Below are 20,038 nucleotides of genomic sequence, written 5' to 3' on the forward strand. Positions count from 1 at the left end.
AATACTATGAAAAACACATATTATAAACAACTGACTCTAGGATAAAGTTTTATGAATTATTTTTATACATACATAAATGTATTTGATAACTAAATCCATGAGTCGAAAGTATTTTTTAATTATCCTCTTTCCTGAGTATTACCATCAGGATTTATTCTATTAACGGCAGCTTTGACTTCTTTGTTGCTAACTGGTTCTGGAGCTTGATTACCTTTATTCTTACGAGCTTCTTCGTAACCTTTAAAATCTTCAGGAGATTTAATTATTTCATTTTGTTTCATGATTTGATAGATTTAATTGTTCGTATATAATTACTTAACATATGATGTAGCATTTATGTTCTATCAAAATGAATTTTAAATGGTTAGGATTCTGAAATATGGCTTGCAGAACCAAAATGTAATATTCTAAATGATATAATATTTTTCAAGGAATAAATTTGATCTATAATAAAAACAGGACTCAAGCTTAAACCTGAATCCTGCGTATTCTCTTAATTATGTACAAGTTGTACTACAAATATTAATATCTGGTGGTAAGTGCTAATCCTTTAAATTTTTCTAGTCCACCATCTGAAATAAATACTGTATCTCCTCCAAAAGCGGCATTTATTTCTACCATTTCGTCAATAATATCATCAATTACACCCGGTTTCGAAGCTTTTTCTATATCTACTAAACTAATTTTATCATCTATGATTTCTGCAGGTTGATAATAACCATTTTGAACGAATAAAGTTTTTCCTTTACCCTGTTCTATTGCATTCCATATGTCGTTTATATCTACTAAAAATTTGCCAGTGTTTAGAGCTTCTTTGAGTTCCAATAATCGTTTCTCATTATTTTTATGTGCATATTCTTCTACAATATACCAATTTGCATCTACGATATGTTGAGCTGATTTACCAAAACTATCGTTGTGAGTTCCTATAATGATGTCGTTATGTTCCGAAACTGTTTTAAAATAAGCTGCTGACTTTTCGTCTGCAGAAATAACTATGGGTAATGGATTCTCTCTCCATATTGCCCATACAGCTTTGTCTACTCTGCTGAAAAATTCTTTTTGATAATTACCAACTCTGGTTGCGTTAGACCCTGCTATGGCATTTGTCGTAAATAAGCTATAATTGAAGATTGGGAATGGTCTTCCTAATTCTTCTATAACTCTTCCGTTTGCTGCTTCAATTAATCTGGCACGGTCTTGTCCTAATACTAAAGTATAATAGGCCTGTTGCGTATGTTGTGATCTAATTAAATCTCTTGTAGCAAAAGATTCATCGATAATAACTCGATCATTAACAGCGATAGACAAACGAGTATATTTTGCAATATCTTCATTTACAAATAATACTAAGCTTTCTGTATTGTACCGATGGTCTATTTTTTTTACTAATTCATCTAATTGCTCGATAATTTTATTTGCTAATTTTTTGTCAGTCTCCTTAGAAAGTCGTTCGTTAGCTTCTTTCTGTAGATTACTTAATAAAATAGCATCTTTTTCGTTATCGGGATGCGTGTTGTGTGTATTTAAAATTATACTTACGCAAATTTTACCTCGTAGGTCTTTAATCTCTTTTAAAATATTATTCATAAAGTTTTGATTAAATTATTTGTAAACTATTTTATATTGGTTAAGTATGATTTGCCGTTTTCGAGTTATTTTAATTAAACATATTCAACTTTGAATAAGTTTAACGATTTACTTATATTTTTTAATTCATAAGATTGATTGTCTCCTCTTTAATAAAAAGTCGATAAAATCGCTATAAGTTATTAACGAAATCCAAAAATCTCACTACTTCTAGGTATTGTGTAACTTTTTTAGAGAACCTACTTTTGTCAGTGAAGAATTAGCACTTGTTGACATAGTATAATCTTTTTAGAAACTTAGATTAATCGTTGGGTTGTCTTTTGTTTCTTTTATGTGCCTTATATCTAATCGATTATTGGGTGTATCTTGAGTATTTACAATTATAAATAATTAAAATATATGTTAAAGCATGTATGCCTTGTGATTGCCTTATTGGTACTCACAGTAGATTCTTTTGCCCAAAAAATAGCAAAAGAGAGCATAACAGGAATAGTAAAAACAACAGATGGTTACCCTTCGGAATTTATCTCGGTAGTTCTCAAAAATACAAGCTATGGAGATATTACTAACGCTGAAGGGAAGTTTAAGATCGAAGCTCCCGAAGGAGATTACACAATGGTAGTATATTCGATATTTGCTCACCGAAAAGAATTTCCGATAACGGTTAAAGCAGGTACACCAAATTATTTTCCTGATATATCTATTATTGAAAATAAAAATCAGTTGAACGAAGTTGTTGTAACGGGACAATTTACACCACAATCTCTCCGAAATTCAATTTACAAAGTTCGAGTTATCAATAGTCAGCAAATAGAGCAGCGAGCAGCTACCAACATACAAGGCATTTTAAATACTGAAATAGGTATTCGTTTGTCGAACGATATGGCTTTAGGTGAAACTGATTTCGAGCTAATGGGAATGAGTGGAAATAATGTAAAAGTACTTATAGATGGTATTCCCGTCATAGACAGACTTGCGGCAAAACAAAGTCTTAGTCAGATAGATATAAATACGGTTGATCGTATCGAAATTATAGAAGGACCGATGTCCGTTATTTACGGAACAGATGCTTTGGCTGGTGTTATAAATGTGATAACGAAAAACGGAAAGCTTGAAGACAATAAACGTTTAGCCGTAGGAGCTAGAGTACAAGAAGAAAGTGTAGGGCGTGAGTATAATTTTTTGACTGGCGAAGGTAACCACAATCAGAGTGTGAATGCCCAATATACTTTAGATAATGGTTTATATGCAGGTGGAAGCTTTACCCGAAATGATTTTGGTGGATGGCAAGGCGATTCTACTGGACGTAAAAAACAATGGCAACCCAAAGAACAATATTTGGTAGGTGGGCAGTTAGGATATGCAAAGCAAAACTATAATATTGCTTACAGACTTGATTACCTGAATGAGAACTTATTGACAGAGGCTGATATAAATCCTGTAACCAATAAGGCTTCAGACAAAGAGTTTATTGTAAACAGATATACACACCAATTGCAAGGAGAATGGAAAGCAAGCAATAGTTTTAGTCTTTCAGCAGCGGCTTCTTTTCAGGATTATACCCGACGTACTCGTACTACAATGATTGATCTTAATACTGGAAAAAAAGAATTGTCTTTGGAAGCAGGAGCACAGGATGAAACTAATTTCAATGCATGGTTTGGGCGTGTAATGGGTGTTTGGAAAGTTTCTAATCAATTGGTCTTACAGCCTGGTGTTGAGTTTCAATCGGATGAGGGTACGGGAGACCGAATTGACGGATCTCATCGTATTAACAATACGGCTCTTTTTCTTTCTGCGGAATATACTCCGGTTAACTGGTTAAGTATTAGACCTGGAGTTCGTTCTTCTTTCAACTCAGCCTATGATGCTCCGTGGGCGGTTCCTGCTCTAAATTTAAAAGCTAGAGTGACAGGTGATATAGACTTGCGTCTGTCTTATGCACGTGGGTTTAGATCCCCAACTTTGCAAGAGTTGTACTATACATTCCACGATTCGAATCATCATATTGATGGTAATCCAGATCTTAAAGCCGAATATTCTAACAGTTATATGGCCTCTGTGGCGTGGCGTTCCTTACACGATGGAAATATAAGGCTTACAACTACCTTGACTGGTTTCTATAATGATTTCAGAGACCGTATTTCCTTAGTGGAATCTTTGACTGAAGTAGGTGCTAATACATATTACAATATAGACAAGTTCAGAACGCTAGGTTTGACACTAGAAAACAACTTGTATTGGAAATCTCTCAGAGCTTCATTAAATGTCTCGTATTTAGGTCGCTATAATAGCTTCTATGAAAGTGAAGTGTACCAAGACGAAGAGATGGATAAATTTAGATACTCCCCCGAAGTAGCACTTAATCTGACTTACGATTGGGCTAAAGTCGCAACATTTAATGTATTCTATAAATTCACAGGACAGCGTAAAGAATACAAGGTTGATAGTGATAAAAAAATGAGTCTGCTTGGACTTGACAGTTATAACTGGGCAGATATTACAGTGACTCGTAAAATAGTGAAGGGCTTGATGGCTTCTGGTGGAGTGAGAAACTTGTTTGACATAACTACTATACGTAATACAAGTTCGGGCGGTGCACATAGTGGAGGAACAGGTTCGAGCCAATTGGCTTGCGGACGTTCATATTTTGTAGGATTAACTTATAATTTTCAACAATAAAAAAGGTCTTAGATCTTAATTTTAATAACAATAATCAATAAATAAGCGAAATGAAAAAAATACTTTATTTTAGTTTCTTGTTGGTGGGATTATTTGCTACTTCTTGTAGCGATGATGATGCACCTCTTCCTGACAATTCTGTTAATTTTTCTGCATCCGAATTAGGTATCAGTGAAACAGAGACATCTAAATCTTTTACCATAAATATAGATAGAAAAGCAAATACTGCTGTTACTATATCTCTTACAGTAACTCCAAAAGGTGTTAGCTATGGTAGTGGCTATACTACAACCCCAATAGCCGAGAATAATACGTTGGCTGTAACTATTCCTGCGGGAGAGACTTCTGCAACAGTGGAAGTGAAAAAAGTAGCCACTTTGTTTGATGGAGATGAAACCATCGATTTCGAAATCACTACCGCTAGTACAGGTATTGCTTTAGGAAGTAAAAGATCATTGAAGTTAACTTTCGGAGCAATTATTTCTACAGGATCGAGTCTGAAGCTCGAAGGTGGAGAAGGCGGAGCTAGTGCCGTAAACTCTGTATTTGTTGACTTTAGCGGAAACGAACAAATTTCGGCTGCTCGTAAATCGTGGAACTTTGGTTTTGCTACAGGTAACGATTTTGGTGTTATCCTTAATAATACAACGGCAAGTACTGCAATTGAAGCAACAAACCAATCGTTAGATGCAAAAATTTCAGCTGCAGATTCAGCTGCTTATGTAGCAAAATTACTAATTGGTGGTGGTGAAGGCAACTTTGATATTGTTGATGATGTTTTGGGCGATTTGTCTAAATCGGTTATCAAAGAAGGAAAAGTATATATCGTTAGTCTTGGCGAGTCACAAACACCATTGTATAAAGTAAAAGTTTCAAAGAAAGATGCCGATACTTATACAATTCAATATGCAAAGAGTAACGAAGCTACAGTGAAATCGTTGGATGTTGCTAAAAACTCAGCTTATAATTTTGTATATGCTTCGATTACTGCCGATAAAGTAGTATCGGTACAACCCGAAAAAGCAAAATGGGATATAGAATGGACTCGTGCTACGTATAAAACAGGTACACTGCCTTATATTTTCTCTGATTTTGTATACATCAATGGTAAAGGTGGCGTTCAGGCTGCCGAAGTGTTGGTATCAACAGTAGCTTATGATAAATATGGAGTAAGCAATGTAGCATCTACTGAATTTTCGAGCGCTATTGATGTAATAGGTAGCAAATGGAGATCGGGTGGAGGCCCTAATGCTTTGCCTGCAGTAAAAACCGACCGCTTTTATGTTGTAAAAGATGCAGCCAATAACGTTTACAAAGTACGATTTGTATCGATGAGTGGCGGCGATGGCGGCGAGAGAGGCTATCCTGTTGTTGAGTATGCTTTGGTAAAATAAAGCACATAACCATAAATAATAATAAAAAAGAACTACACGATTGGCAAACTGATATGATTTCAGTTTGTCAATCTGTATCTGTTAAAAGCTCATATGAATAAAACGAAAATCATTATTATACTTGCCGCGATATTAGTTATTGCAGCAGGATGCATGGCTTGGGCTAAATTGGCTTCGACGACAAAGATCGCCTTAGTCAATTTTCAGCAATTCCAGTCTACCAGTTTTATAAAGTCGAATACTGATAACTTTATCAAGTACGAAGATATCTCTCTCGAAGAATTAGACAAGTTAGGAGATTATGACTTTGTGCTTGGCTTTGGTATGGGAATGAAAGCTACTGCCGAGCAGCGTGCTCAAATACAGGCTGCTGCCGACAAAGGTGTTCCCGTATATATTTATGCAGCTACTAATCCCGAGAATTCGATCTGTAATCTCGATAGTATTCAGAAAGAACAAGTTTCAGCCTATATTGGTAATGGAAACAAAAAGAATTATCAAAGTTTGGCGAGATACATTCGCCAGGATATAGATAAGAAGAAGTTTTTTGTAACACCTCCAGATTCTTTAGTGGAAACAGCAGATGATGTACTGTATCATTTAGATGAGAACGTATCTTTCAATACTGTTGCCGAATACGAAGCTTATCTTAAAAAACTGAACATCTTTAAAGAAGGTGCTCCAAAAGTAGCTGTTGTAGGAGGTCTGAATGACCCATTCAGTGGTAACAGAGATAATATTGATAGTATGATTGTTTCGTTTCAGAATGCAGGAACAAACATTTATCCTGTATCATCGGGAATGAAACGATTAGATTTTCTGAAAGAAATAAATCCCGATGCAGTTATTTACTTTGCACATGGTCGATTGGCTATGGGGCAAGCTGATGCTGCCGTGGAATGGTTGAAAGAAAAAAATATTCCAATTTTCTCACCATTAAGCATTTTACAAACTAAAGACGAGTGGATGAATGATCCGATGGGAATGTTCGGAGGTTTCATGTCGCAAAGTGTAGTAATGCCCGAACTGGATGGGGCTATCTATCCGTATGTGATTAATGCACAGGAAATAGACAAAGATGGAGTATATGTATTTAAAGCTATTCCCGACAGATTGAAAAGTTTTACACAGATTGTAAGCAATTTTATATCGTTGAAGCATAAGAGTAATGCCGATAAGAAAATATCAATTTACTTCTTCAAAGGGGCAGGGCAGGAGACCCTTACCGCTCAGGGATTGGAAACTGTACCATCGCTTTACAATGTATTGTTACGATTGAAAACCGAAGGGTATAAAGTAGATAATTTGCCCACAACCGAAAAAGAATTTGAGAAACTGTTGATGACACAAGGTGAGGTATTGAGTCCTTATGCAGAAGGAGCTTTCGATAATTATCTAACTAATGGTAAACCTGCTTTGATCGAAAAATCTCAATATGAATCGTGGATCAATCAATCATTATCTAAAGAACTGTATGCCGAAGTTGTAAATACATACGGCGAAGCTCCCGGAGCATATATGAGTGTACAAAAGGATAACAAATCGTATCTGGCGGTTGCTCGTATTCAATTGGGAAACATTGCTTTACTACCACAGCCAATGGCTGGTTTGGGTGGTGATGTATTTGCTATTGTTCACGGAGCAAAATCGCCTCCCCCTCACACTTATATCGGAGCATATTTGTGGTCTCAGTATGAGTTTAAGGCTGATGCTATGCTGCACTTCGGTACACATGGCAGTTTAGAGTTTACACCTCAAAAACAGGTAGCTTTGAGTAGTAACGACTGGCCTGATCGCTTGGTGGGAACTATTCCTCATTTCTATTACTATACCATTGGTAATGTGGGCGAAAGTATGATGGCGAAACGCCGTTCGTATGCTACAACTATCTCTTATCTGACTCCTGCTTTTATGGAAAGCAACACCCGTTCGCAATTCAAAACTTTACAAGAAAAGATACGTGACTACTATAAAACGGATGAAGCGAGACAGCCTCAGGCTTCGTTGACTGTGAAAAAGATTGCTGTAGAGATGGGCTTGCACCGTGATCTTCGTTTAGATAGTGTATTGACTAAACCCTATTCAACCGAGGATATTGAGAAGATAGAGAATTTTGCCGAAGAAATCTCGAATGAGAAAATGAACGGTCATCTATATACTACGGGTGTGCCTTATAGTCCTGAAAAAATTCTTTCTTCGGTAATGGCTATGAGTGCCGATCCTATTGCTTATAGTTTGGCAGCCCTTGACAGACAGAGAGGTAAGGTAACCGAAGTGCAATTGAAAAACAAAGCCTTCTTTACTCAACATTATTTAGAGCCTGCTAAAACTTTGGTAAGACAAATATTAGGAGGAAAGGCTGTAAACAATGCACTTATTTGCAGTGTGGCAGGGCTTACCGAAAATGATTTGACGGAAGCTAAAACCATCTTGAATCCTCCTAAACGTGGAATGATGGGAGGAGGTTCTTCATCCTCTTCTTCGACTCAAAAACCTGCAGCTATGGGAGGCAAACCAACAGATGCAAAACCGAGCGGAGGGCATCCCGGTTCGATGCCGAAAGATGGAGTTAAGCCTGCTAATATGGGTGCTGATAAACCATCGCATCCTCAAAATGCCGATACTACTAAACAAAGTAAACCTGCTACGGCATCTATGGGTGGAAAAGATAAACCCAAAGCTCCCGAATATACGAAGGAGCAAAAAGACCGTGCCCGTGCAATTTCTGAGATTGAACGTACTATAAATAATATTACTGCCTATAAAACAGGCTTGGAACAAAGCCCCGAATTGGAGATGAAAGCGATTCTTAATGCTTTTGCAGGTGGATATATTGCCCCTTCGTCGGGTGGTGATGCTGTTGCCAACCCCAATGCCGTGCCAACAGGTAGAAACTTGTATGCTATAAATGCCGAGGCTACTCCTACGGAAGTGGCTTGGGATAAAGGAGTAGGACTTGTAAATGCCACGCTCGATCAGTATAAAAAGGAGCATGGCGATTATCCACGCAAGGTAAGTTATACTTTCTGGAGTAGTGAATTTATCGAAAGCGAAGGTGCTACCATCGCACAAGCACTTTATATGCTGGGTGTTGAGCCTGTGCGTGATGCTTTCGGACGTGTTTCCGATTTGCAATTGATTCCTACCGAAACTTTAGGACGTCCACGTATTGATGTCGTGGTGCAAACTTCGGGTCAGTTCCGTGATTTGGCAGCGTCTCGTTTGTCGTTAATTACACGTGCCGTAGAAATGGCGGCATCTGCTAAAAACGATAGGTATGATAACTTGGTTAGCAAAAGCACGGTTGAAATAGAACGTCAGTTGGTAGAACAAGGTATTTCTCCCAAAGATGCACGTGCCATGTCTACACAACGTGTATTCGGTGGTATCAACGGAATGTACGGAACAGGTATTCAAGGTATGGTAACGAGTGGCGATAAATGGGAAACTGAAAAAGAAATTGCCGATACTTATATCAATAATATGGGTGCTGTGTATGGTGGTGAAAAAGAGTGGGGCGAATTCAAAGCCGGCTTGCTTCGTGCCGTACTCCACAATACAGATGTCATTGTACAGCCTCGTCAGAATAATACTTGGGGAGCATTGAGCTTAGATCACGTGTACGAATTTATGGGAGGTATGAATCTTGCCGTTCGTGATGTGACCGGAAAAGATCCTGATGCTTATTTTGCCGATTACCGTAATCGCAACAATGTGAAGATGCAGGACTTGAAAGAAGCTATCGGAGTTGAGGCTCGTTCGACCATTTTCAATCCCGAATACGTAAAAGAGGTAATGAAAGGCGGTTCGTCGAGTGCATCCCAAATAACTGAAGTGGTAACTAATACTTACGGATGGAATGTGATGAAACCCAACGTAATTGACAACGAAATGTGGGATCAGATTTATGACGTATATGTAAAAGACAAAATGAATCTGGGTACACAGGAATTTTTCAAGAAAGAAAATCCTGCCGCTTTACAGGAAATTACTGCTGTAATGATGGAAACTGCCCGTAAAGGAATGTGGAAAGCTACCGATCAGCAATTGAATGATGTAGCTAAACTGCATACCGATTTGGTAAAAGAATTTGGTTCTACAGGTTCAGGCTTCTCTGGTAGTAATGGTAAGCTACAGGACTTTATATCGAAAAAAGTTTCGGCTGACGATGCTAAGGTTTACAATCAGCAATTGCAGAATATGAAAACTGCCAATGCTTCGTCGGATGCTGCTAAAAACGGTATGGTTCTTAAGAAAGATCAGGTAGCAGGACAAGTTGAGAAAGGCGAGAAGAATTCACTTAACGGTATTATAATCGTAGGTGTGGTACTTGTTGTATTTGTTATACTTCTGATCGTTCTGAAAAAGAAAAGAAAAAGTAGTAAATAAATAACAGAAGGGTAGGGAGCCTTACTATTGTGGATAAGGCTTCCACTCTTTCTAAATCTATAATATGGAACTAATCATTCAGATATTGATGCTGTTTATTGTTATAAACTGCATACTGAAACTGAGCTTCTGGAAGCCTTGGCAGGCTGCTTTGTTTGGATTGGTGTGTGCTGTATTTATTATTGGAACGTATCAGTATGCCATTCAACAATCAAAAACACAGATCAACGACTATCTTCAAAATACAAAAGCTTTGCAGGATGCGGCAGTATTGGTAACCATAGAGTCGGCCATCTGCTTTGCTTTTTGCTTTGCAGCACTTCGGGAAATATTCGGTAAAACAGTAAAGCGATGGGTTCGCCCTTTATATTGTTATCCCAGTTTACTTATTTTTCCTGTTTTGTTCTATCTGCTTACTCAAACCATATTTAGTATGACGGGAACCGATTTTGCTACCATTGCTTATGTTTTGGCAGCTATTGTAGTGGTTGCATTCCCTTTATTCAGTTATGGAATCCGATATCTTGTGCCCGAGAAAGAATTACGTCTTGAGGTACATTTTCTGGTAAGTCTATTTGTTTGCATACTTGGTTTATTGACTACCGTCAATGGTAATGTAACCTATGCAGCATCCGAAGAACCAATCAATTTTGTAGCCCTGTTTTCGTCCATCGGATTATTTGTAATAACGTTTGTTTTTGGATTTTTCTGGAATAAAATCAAGTGGATTATTAGGCAGAAAAAAGATAATAAACAAAAACAATAAAAAGGTCAGCGACCTTAATCATATAAATCAACAAAATAAAAATACTTTAAATGGAAGCAATTTCTAAAGTCCTCTTTTGGGTAGCCAATAGTTTGTTAATTCCCGATATTATTCTTTTGTTATGCCTTTTTGCCCGTTCATTATTATTGATTGGTAGTTTCTACAATCAGTTTATGACTAAACGGAAGGTTGACAAAGAGATGGACGATAAGATCAAGAATTTATCTTCTTCAAATATCGAAGACTTAAAAGCTGCATTACCCGAGAAAGACAATTCGTTATATATAAAATATTTGCGTGATTTACTTACAACACCTCCCAGTGAAGCGTATTCGGATTATTTGATTTCGAGTTTCGAGAACGAAGCCGAAAAAGATACTTCACTTTCGAAACTCTTGGCAAAGATGGGGCCTGTACTTGGATTGATCGGTACACTAATTGCCATGAGTCCAGCATTGGTAGGATTGTCAACAGGCGATATTGCAGGTATGGCTTATAATATGCAGGTGGTATTTGCTACTACCGTGGTAGGTCTTGTAGTAAGTGCTGTAGGTTTGGTAACTTTGCAGTTTAAGCAACGATGGTATGCCAAAGATGTGAACAATTTGGATTATGTATCGAGAATACTAACCGAAAAGGCTTAATGATTATGAGAAAACGTCAAAGAAGAACCAATAAGTTTTCGAAAGAAGAGGACACCGATCCGTTGAGTGTGATCGTAAACCTTTTCGATGTGGCGATGGTATTTGCTGTAGCTCTTATGGTAGCTATGGTGATGCACATGAATATGACTGAAGTTTTTACTCAGGAAGATTATACGATTGTAAAAAATCCGGGAAAAGATAATATGGAAATTATTACCAAAGAGGGTAATAAGATTAATAAATATACACCTTCGGAAGAACAGAGTTCGGGCTCTAAAGGTAAAAAGGTAGGTATTGCCTATGAATTGGAGAATGGAGAGATCATTTATGTGCCTGAATAATCAGCATTATGATAAGATTCAGATAGAATCAAAAAAGGAGAACAATATTGTTCTCCTTTTTTGATATATAGAAATAAAAGTATAAATGCTTTTATTATATAATATCTTGTAGGTACTTAGCCATTTCTGTTTGCACTTTCTTTGCTTCTATAGATGCTGCACTAGCAAAACTCTCGCTATTGTCAGCATAAATAATGGCACGAGATGAGTTTACTAATAAACCGCACTCTTTATTCATCCCATACCTTACCACTTCTTCTAAAGAACCGCCTTGTGCACCTACTCCCGGAACAAGTAAAAAGTGATTAGGAGCATATTTACGTATATCAGCAAACATCGAACCTTGAGTTGCACCTACTACGTACATTAATTGCTCGTCGGTACCCCATTCCTGAGATTTTTTTAAAACCTTTTCAAAAAGCTTTTCTCCATTAGCATCTTCTACTAATTGAAAATCTTGTGATCCTTTATTAGATGTTAGAGCAAGAAGTATTACCCATTTTTTAGGATAGTTTAAAAAAGGGCTTACACTATCTTCACCCATATAAGGAGCAACAGTTATAGCAGTCGCTTTGAGATGTTCGAAAGCCGATTTAGCATACATCTCAGATGTATTACCAATGTCTCCACGTTTAGCATCCAGAATAATAAATTGATCGGGATATTTAGTGCGGATATATTCAATTGTTTTTTCTAATGCCCAAAGTCCTTTTGTGCCAAGACTTTCATAAAAAGCTGTATTGGGTTTGTATGCTACACAATAACGAGCAGTTGCATCTACGATTGCTTTATTAAAAGCATATATTGGATCTTCTTCTTCAAGTAAGTGATCGGGTATCTTTTTTAAGTCAGTGTCAAGTCCTACACAAAGAAAAGATTGCTTTCTCTTTATATTTTCGAAAAGTTCTTGTTTTGTCATGAGTATTTGTCTGTTTTTATAATTCGCTTTCTTTTAATCGCTCCGCATTCTCAGCAATTATAAGTTGATCTATGATCTGTTGGATATCACCATCCATAATTGCAGAAAGATTATATAGTGTTAAGTTTATTCTATGATCTGTAACACGACCTTGTGGATAGTTATAGGTTCTGATTTTAGCAGAACGGTCACCAGTAGAAACCATTGTTTTTCTTTTGGAAGCTACCTCATCCATATATTTTTGGTATTCCATATTATAGATACGAGAACGTAACTCAACTAATGCTTTAGCTCTGTTTTTTAGTTGAGATTTTTCATCCTGACATTGTACTGTTACTCCTGTTGGAATGTGTACCATTCGTACTGCCGAATAGGTTGTATTTACTGATTGCCCTCCATTTCCTGAGGCACAAAAAGTATCTACACGTATGTCTGATTCTTTTATTTCGACATCAAATTCTTCTGCTTCGGGTAATACTGCAACTGTTGAGGCTGAGGTATGTACACGACCTTGTGTTTCTGTTGCAGGAACACGTTGTACACGATGTACACCTGATTCATACTTGAGAATACCATATACACCTTCGCCCGAAACTGTAAATATTATTTCTTTAAAACCACCTGAAGTACCCTCAGTACAACTGGTTACTTCGGTTTTCCATCCTTTATTCTCGCAGTATTTTTGATACATTCTGTAAAGGTCTCCTGCAAAAATAGCAGCTTCGTCTCCTCCCGTACCTCCACGAATTTCAACTATTGCGTCTTTATTATCTTGTGGGTCAGCAGGAACTAATAATATTTTGATCTCTTCTTCTAATATAGGTAGTCTGGTATTGCTTAGCTCTAGCTCTTCTTTTGCCATTTCTCTAAGCTCGCTATCTGATTCTTTATCAAGTATGTTTCTAGCTTCTGAAATGCTAGTTAGTACTTGTATGTATTCTTTTCTCGCATTAGCAATTTTTTCAAGGTCACGATATTCTTTATTCAACTTTACATAACGTTTCATATCGGATATAACATTTGGGTCGGTAATTAATTTACCGATTTCCTCGAAACGTATAACTAAAGCATCTAATTTATCTAGTAATGAATGTTGACTCATGTTCAGTTTTTAATTTGCAGGTGCAAAGATAAGAAAAAGCACTTTATTTCGGGAGGCTTTTTATACTTCTCTGAAATTCGATTAGTTATATAATGTTTATTAATGCTTTATGAGATAATTTGATGAATGAAAGGTATCAGCAGAGCAGTCATTACTCCCATTAGCCCGATAGCTAGTCCACTTATAGCACCTTCTATAACTCCCATTTCCATGGCTTTAACGGTACCGACACTATGTGCTGATGCTCCCATTGCTAATCCTTTGGCAATGCTACTCTTTATTCCTAGAATTCGAAGAACAAACGGTCCTATTATACCTCCGAATATACCACAAAATAGAACGATTACAGCTGTAAGAGAAGGGATACCTCCTGATTGTGCTGAAATATTCATAGCTATGGCTGTTGTTACTGATTTGGGTTCGAGGGTCATAATCAGAGCATCATCCGCTCCTGTTATTTTAGCAAGAAGGATAACGCTAACAATTCCGGTTACACTACCAACAAAGATGGATGTGAGTATTGATACTACGTTTCCTTTCAGATACGACATTTGCTGATAAAGGATGTATCCTAAAGCAACAACTGACGGTCCCAGTAAGAAACTAACGAATTGACCTCCTCGCTGAAATGTATCGTAATCCATTTTTGTGACATTCAAAAATAGAATAATGATTGCTATTGATATAATTAGTGGGTGAAGAATTGCTAATCTCGTTTTTTTGAAAACCCATTGACCAAATAAATAGCTACCAAAGATAAGAACAAGAATAAACTCAGGACTTTCTATTAATAATTTCATTTTGATCTTCCTTTTTCCATTTGCTGTTGTACAATACCAACTACAGCGATAACTAAAATAGTACTAATGGAGCAAGTTATAATAATAGATGCCCAAAACTTACTTAATACCCCAAAAGAGGTCATCAATCCGGCTCCGGAAGGGATAAAGAAAATAGCCATATTCTTAGTGATGGCATTTGCTGTAGAATCGACACTGTCAGGATTTATAACCTTGAGATAGAGAGCCAAAAATAATAACATCATTCCTATTATACTTCCGGGAATGAATCCTTTAATAAGGTAACTCACACATTCTCCTATAAAATAAAACAAGAGAATGATGAAAATTCCTTTAACCATTTTCATATTACTTATACCTAAATATTAACTCTGCAAAGGTAGAATAAATTAGTCAGACCAACCTTTTTATTAGTATAAATTTCAAGATAAAGTGTCCTTATCTGTATCAAAAATGATTTTATAAAAAGAGCCTGCGATCATTTAATGATCGCAGGCTCTAAAGAGAATATTTCGTTATTAGTTATATATCTTCAAACACTTCTAATGAAAAGTTTTCGCCATCAAAAACTGCATAAGAAAAGAAACTGATCCAATCTCCTAAAATAGAGATTCGTGCTGTTGGTGATAACATTAAATCAAGCATAATATGTCGATGTCCAAATATGAAAAAATTAATATTCGGAGTCTCTTTTAATTGCTTCTTTGCAAATAAAACAAGATGCTCTTTATCTTCTCCGAGATAAGGTATTTCTCCACCTGTAGCTCTACTATGGTTAGACCATGTGTGAGCTATTGCCATTGCCCAGCGAGGGTGTAAGCAGGCAAAGGCTTTCTGACATAGTTTATTATGAAATGCCCAACGTATAAGCTTAAATGATTTAGAATCGTCACCTAATCCATCTCCATGAGCCAGAAAGAATTTTTTGTTGTATATATCTTGTACCAATGGTTCGAGATGTACTATCATCCCACATTCTTTCTGCAAATAATCGGTAACCCAAACGTCGTGATTACCTATAAAGAAGTGCACTTCGATACCTGCATCAGTCAATTCACCTATTTTTCCTAAGACTCTGGTAAATCCTCTGGGTACAACGTATTTATATTCAAACCAAAAATCGAATATGTCACCTAAAAGATAGATCGTTTTAGCATCTTTCTTTACCATATCGAACCATCGGCAAAGTTTTCTCTCTATGTCGTGATTCGGGCAATTATCATTTGATTGCTTCTTTACTCTATTAGGAAGGCTCAGAGTACTACTATTGTCTATAACTTTATTATGAGAAGCTGAGCCTAGATGTACATCCGAAAGGAAATATATTTTATTCTTTTCAGCCATATTCTTATAGAAATCCCAACTCTAATTTAGCTTCTTCGCTTAGCATATCTTTATTCCATTCTGGTTCAAAAGTAAGATTTACAATTACATTCTTTGCAGCAGGTATAGATTCTAGCTTAAGGCGTACATCTTCCAATATAAAATCTGCAGCAGGACAGTTTGGTGCAGTCAATGTCATTGTTATTGTAACATTTTGTTCTTCATCAACATCTACTTTATAGATAAGACCAAGATCATAAATGTTTACAGGAATTTCAGGATCATATACCGTTTTAAGCATGCGTACGATATCTTCTTCCAATTTTAATATATTATTTTCCATGTTTGAAATTTTTGTTGTGAGTAATTTTAGCTGACAAAATTAAGGAATAAATAGTTTGGTTTGTATTATTACTGATAAAGAAATTCAATGAGCATATAGTAAATCGACTATATATGCTATAAGAGCATGTTATCCCGATAGCTATAATAGTCATCGTCACAGATAATTACATGATCCATGAGGTAGATATCTAGTAAGTTACAAGCATCTTTTAATTTCTTTGTAACAATATTATCTTCATCGCTAGGTTTAGTACTTCCCGAAGGATGATTGTGTACCAATACAATATTGGTTGCTAAGTTCTCAATTGCCTCCTTAATAATAAGTCGAATGTCTATAACTGTCCCGGTTATTCCTCCTTTACTAGCTAATATTTTCTTAAGAACTTTATTGGAGCTATTCATCAATAGTACCCAACTTTCTTCATGCCTAAGATCTCCTAGAATAGGTTGAAATATATTGTAAACATCTTTGCTCAAGAGTATGCGTTGTTGCTTTTCAGAGTCCGAAAGTTTTCGTCTTTTACCAAGCTCTAATGCTGCAATTATAGTTATAGCTTTGGCTTCGCCTATTCCATTGAAATTCTGGATCAAATCGTTGATGTTAAGCTTTCCTAATGAATTCAGATTGTTCTTCACAAAGAATAATATTCGTTGCGAAAGTTCTACAGCAGTTTCATTTTTATTGCCAGATCCAATTAAAATAGCGAGTAACTCGGCATCGGACAATGCTGAAATACCTTTTAGTAGTAACTTTTCGCGAGGGCGATCTTCCTCTGCCCACTCAGTAATTGTTAGTTTTACTTTCGATTGATCCATAATTTTATAAAGATAAAAAATCGTGTCCAGGAAACTACCCTAAACACGATTTATTCTAAAAAGATAGATCTTTTATTATTTTACTCTCTCAACGTATGAACCGTCACGAGTATTTATTTTGATTTTTTCACCTTCATTGATAAAAAGAGGAACACGTACTTCTGCTCCTGTTTCTACTGTTGCAGGTTTTAAAGTATTTGTTGCTGTATCGCCTTTCAATCCAGGTTCAGTGTATGTGATTTGGAGGATTACGTTTTGAGGTAATTCAGCTGTCAAAATAGTTTCAGTTTCAGCATGTACTTGGACTTCAATAACATCACCTTCTTTTAGGAAAGCAACACCTTCTATTTGATTTGCAGGAAGAGATACTTGTTCGAAAGTTTCATTATTCATGAAATTGTAACCCATATCATCTTTGTATAGGTATTGATAGTCACGTCTTTCGATACGAACTTCATCAAGTTTAATACCTGCATTGAATGTTCTTTCAAGAATACGCCCAGTAGTAACACTTCTCATCTTTGTTCTTACAAAGGCTGCTCCTTTACCAGGTTTTACATGAAGAAATTCTATAATTACGTAATATTGACCATCAATATCAATACACATGCCATTTCTAATATCTGCAGTAGTTGCCATAAAATATATTTTGTTTATTGTATAAATTACTCGATTATGTCTTATGGAATAGATCGTAAAGTAATATTTTAGATGTATTGCTATAGCTTATAATTATTACTATATCTGATTATTAGACTTTCTAAAATAATAAAAAGGTTTATAATACTAACTCTCCATAAGACCGCAAAGATAGGAAAATTATATAAAGTTTATAATAGTTTTTTTGCTTAAAAACGTATTCACCTCATTGTACATCAAATTGTATAATTGAATGAATCTTCAAAATCCTGAGTAGTTCTTATTCTAACCTCAGAGTTATGAAAGACAAGGGAGTAAGGGACTACACTTCTTGTGAGCCATACGTTTCCTCCAATTGTAGAATCGTGACCTACAACTGTTGCACCTCCTAAAATTGTAGCACCGGCGTATATAACTACATTATCTTCAATAGTTGGATGTCTTTTTTTGTCTTTTAATTCTTTGGTGACAAATAACGCTCCTAGGGTTACTCCTTGATATATTTTTACATTGTTACCTATAATGGTTGTTTCTCCGATAACGATTCCTGTTCCATGATCTATAAAGAACATATCACCTATTTGTGCTCCCGGATGTATATCTATTCCTACTGATGCGTGGGCGTATTCTGAGAATAATCTAGGGATAATAGGTACATTCATTTTATATAGAATGTGTGAAATACGATGGACTGTAAGGGCAAAGAAACCGGGATATGCTATGATAATTTCTTCTATACTACGAGCTGCCGGATCGTTTTGTAAATAGGACTTCGCTTCATTATATAATTTACTTCTCAGGTCAGGTAATTCAGCAACAAATAAATCTACTACTTTTTCGGCTTCTTTTTTATTGATTAAGTTCGAGATGTTTTCTAATAATACAGAATATACAAAATTGAGATTATCAGAAGTTGATGTGCAATTCTCGTCACAAATAGGGAATAGCAATTGATGAAAAATAGTATGTAGAGCAGCTTCTAAATCAATCTTATTTATTGGAAGAGTATTGGATTTAGAATTCAATAATTCTGATATTTTATTTAAATCTGTCATTTTCTTGTTTATAAAAATATTTTAAGAACTCTATTGAGTCTAACTATAATGTAGGCTAAAGGTAATGTTGTAATTGTAATAAATAAGAAGAACATAACTGGCGAATCTATATATGCATTTATTTTAAGATCAAGACTAGCTAGTATTAGCATGGGGTGTATGAAAAAAATTGCAATCGACATATCCGCAACTGTATTATGTTTAGGATAGGATCCCATTTTTCCATTGTTAAGTATATAAATGAAAATCGCAGGACATAAGAATAACGGAACAATGTATAAGTTATTCGTCACCTGCTGCTCCATATATATGTATGCTTCTATCATTAAAGCAATACTTCCTAAGATAAGAATATAAGGTATAAACTTCTTGATTTTTGAATAGATTACATATTTGATTAAATGCCCGATAGTAACAAAAGGAAATGCCCAAAATAGAAAATTTCTGTATTTCATAATTTCAAATGCAGAATAAGGGTCTCTCTTTTGTATAAGGTAACCGATAAAAAATAGGGCAATGGCTAATATTATGAGTCCTATCTTATTTACTTTTATTCTATTTAAGAAATAAAGCATTATTACGGCTCCAATGAGCGAAACTAAATACCACAAGTGAAAAAATCCGTTAGTAACTGTTATTATTAGAGATTTAATATCATTTTTAAAATAGGGGTAATACCAAGGGATATATAACAATGTCCAAACAATATATAATATTACTAATTTAGTTAGATATTTACCTGTTTTCTCTCGGCTGGTTATATTAAGATAGTACCCATTTATTATAAAAAAAAGAGGCACTCCTATTTTTGTTAAGCCATATGATATTTCCCAGCCAACGATGTATCCAATATTGTCAAGTATACTACCGTTTTGAGGAGCATAGATGCTAACAAAAGGGCAATGTATCATGATAATTAAGATACTTAATCCTATTTTGAAGTAATCAAGAGTGATATTCCTCTTATTTATAGTACTACTCTCCAAAATAATCCTTTTTATCTCTTTTTCGATTGTACAACTTTTTACTTTTATGTACTTTGGTTATAGCTGTAAAACCGACATTGGTTTCTAATTGAGTTTCTCGATCTGCTTTTTTTACAGCCTTTATGTAATCTTGAATAGTTATTTTTCCTCTTTCTTGATTTTTCTTCTTTTTCATTTAAAATCACGTTAAATATTTAATGCGGTGCTTTAGGCCATAGCTGTCTATGTCTATCAACGCAATAAAAGG

Annotated in this window: 19 protein-coding genes; 6 read left to right on the forward strand and 13 right to left on the reverse strand. The window is 35.6% G+C overall.

What is annotated here, in order from left to right:
• Positions 1–119: 119 nt before the first annotated feature.
• Both HGC4_RS18810 and HGC4_RS04660 read right to left on the reverse strand, forming a co-directional pair.
• Positions 120–281, reverse strand: a complete 162-nt coding sequence (locus tag HGC4_RS18810) for a hypothetical protein (protein ID WP_185099947.1) — start codon at positions 279–281, stop codon at positions 120–122.
• A 241-nt stretch (positions 282–522) separates the two neighbouring features.
• Positions 523–1,590 carry an AOC03_06830 family ribosome hibernation factor gene (locus HGC4_RS04660; RefSeq protein WP_050708965.1) on the reverse strand — a complete coding sequence of 356 codons (1,068 nt, stop codon included), beginning with the start codon at positions 1,588–1,590 and terminating at the stop codon, positions 523–525.
• 399 nt (positions 1,591–1,989) lie between these two features.
• Here HGC4_RS04660 and HGC4_RS04665 point away from each other — a divergent pair, with 399 nt between their 5' ends.
• The 6 genes from HGC4_RS04665 (at position 1,990) to HGC4_RS04690 (ending at position 11,806) form a co-directional block, all read left to right on the forward strand.
• Positions 1,990–4,272 carry a TonB-dependent receptor gene (locus tag HGC4_RS04665; RefSeq protein WP_050708966.1) on the forward strand — a complete coding sequence of 761 codons (2,283 nt, stop codon included), beginning with the start codon at positions 1,990–1,992 and terminating at the stop codon, positions 4,270–4,272.
• A gap of 50 nt (positions 4,273–4,322) precedes the next feature.
• Positions 4,323–5,666, forward strand: coding sequence for an HmuY family protein (locus HGC4_RS04670; RefSeq protein WP_050708967.1), 1,344 nt, complete (start codon positions 4,323–4,325; stop codon positions 5,664–5,666).
• 93 nt (positions 5,667–5,759) lie between these two features.
• The gene (locus HGC4_RS04675) at positions 5,760–10,055 is read left to right on the forward strand and encodes a cobaltochelatase subunit CobN (protein WP_050708968.1); all 4,296 of its coding nucleotides are present in this window, start codon (positions 5,760–5,762) and stop codon (positions 10,053–10,055) included.
• Positions 10,056–10,119: 64 nt separating this feature from the next.
• The gene (locus HGC4_RS04680; protein ID WP_050708969.1) at positions 10,120–10,821 is read left to right on the forward strand and encodes a hypothetical protein; all 702 of its coding nucleotides are present in this window, start codon (positions 10,120–10,122) and stop codon (positions 10,819–10,821) included.
• A gap of 50 nt (positions 10,822–10,871) precedes the next feature.
• Positions 10,872–11,465 carry a MotA/TolQ/ExbB proton channel family protein gene (locus tag HGC4_RS04685; RefSeq protein WP_050708970.1) on the forward strand — a complete coding sequence of 198 codons (594 nt, stop codon included), beginning with the start codon at positions 10,872–10,874 and terminating at the stop codon, positions 11,463–11,465.
• A gap of 5 nt (positions 11,466–11,470) precedes the next feature.
• Entirely contained in the window at positions 11,471–11,806 is a 336-nt protein-coding gene (locus HGC4_RS04690) for a DUF2149 domain-containing protein (protein WP_050709001.1), read from the forward strand.
• A gap of 94 nt (positions 11,807–11,900) precedes the next feature.
• Here the strand turns inward: HGC4_RS04690 and pyrF are convergent, their stop codons facing one another.
• The 11 genes from pyrF to HGC4_RS04745 form a co-directional block, all read right to left on the reverse strand.
• Positions 11,901–12,725, reverse strand: a complete 825-nt coding sequence (gene pyrF, locus HGC4_RS04695) for an orotidine-5'-phosphate decarboxylase (protein ID WP_050708971.1) — start codon at positions 12,723–12,725, stop codon at positions 11,901–11,903.
• A 16-nt stretch (positions 12,726–12,741) separates the two neighbouring features.
• On the reverse strand, positions 12,742–13,827 hold the full coding sequence (prfA, locus tag HGC4_RS04700; protein ID WP_050708972.1) for a peptide chain release factor 1: 1,086 nt from the start codon (positions 13,825–13,827) through the stop codon (positions 12,742–12,744).
• 107 nt (positions 13,828–13,934) lie between these two features.
• Positions 13,935–14,627 (reverse strand): LrgB family protein, encoded by a 693-nt coding sequence (locus HGC4_RS04705; protein WP_050708973.1) that lies wholly within the window; start codon positions 14,625–14,627, stop codon positions 13,935–13,937.
• Complete coding sequence (locus HGC4_RS04710; protein WP_050709002.1) at positions 14,624–14,968, reverse strand: CidA/LrgA family protein; 345 nt, start codon at positions 14,966–14,968, stop codon at positions 14,624–14,626. The genes HGC4_RS04705 and HGC4_RS04710 overlap by 4 nt, the downstream gene beginning before the upstream one ends.
• A 181-nt stretch (positions 14,969–15,149) precedes the next feature.
• On the reverse strand, positions 15,150–15,971 hold the full coding sequence (locus tag HGC4_RS04715) for a UDP-2,3-diacylglucosamine diphosphatase (protein WP_050708974.1): 822 nt from the start codon (positions 15,969–15,971) through the stop codon (positions 15,150–15,152).
• Positions 15,972–15,975: 4 nt separating this feature from the next.
• Entirely contained in the window at positions 15,976–16,293 is a 318-nt protein-coding gene (locus HGC4_RS04720) for a metal-sulfur cluster assembly factor (RefSeq protein ID WP_050708975.1), read from the reverse strand.
• A 116-nt stretch (positions 16,294–16,409) separates the two neighbouring features.
• On the reverse strand, positions 16,410–17,111 hold the full coding sequence (gene radC / locus HGC4_RS04725) for a RadC family protein (RefSeq protein WP_050708976.1): 702 nt from the start codon (positions 17,109–17,111) through the stop codon (positions 16,410–16,412).
• 75 nt (positions 17,112–17,186) lie between these two features.
• Positions 17,187–17,750: an elongation factor P gene (gene efp / locus HGC4_RS04730; protein WP_050708977.1), complete on the reverse strand. Its 564-nt coding sequence runs from the start codon at positions 17,748–17,750 to the stop codon at positions 17,187–17,189.
• 236 nt (positions 17,751–17,986) lie between these two features.
• Positions 17,987–18,805: a serine O-acetyltransferase EpsC gene (gene epsC, locus HGC4_RS04735; protein WP_050708978.1), complete on the reverse strand. Its 819-nt coding sequence runs from the start codon at positions 18,803–18,805 to the stop codon at positions 17,987–17,989.
• An 8-nt stretch (positions 18,806–18,813) separates the two neighbouring features.
• Positions 18,814–19,791, reverse strand: a complete 978-nt coding sequence (locus tag HGC4_RS04740; protein WP_157258134.1) for an acyltransferase — start codon at positions 19,789–19,791, stop codon at positions 18,814–18,816.
• The gene (locus tag HGC4_RS04745; protein WP_050708980.1) at positions 19,781–19,966 is read right to left on the reverse strand and encodes a hypothetical protein; all 186 of its coding nucleotides are present in this window, start codon (positions 19,964–19,966) and stop codon (positions 19,781–19,783) included. The genes HGC4_RS04740 and HGC4_RS04745 overlap by 11 nt, the downstream gene beginning before the upstream one ends.
• Positions 19,967–20,038: the final 72 nt, after the last annotated feature.

Source organism: Dysgonomonas sp. HGC4 (assembly GCF_001261715.1).
GTDB lineage: Bacteria > Bacteroidota > Bacteroidia > Bacteroidales > Dysgonomonadaceae > Dysgonomonas_A.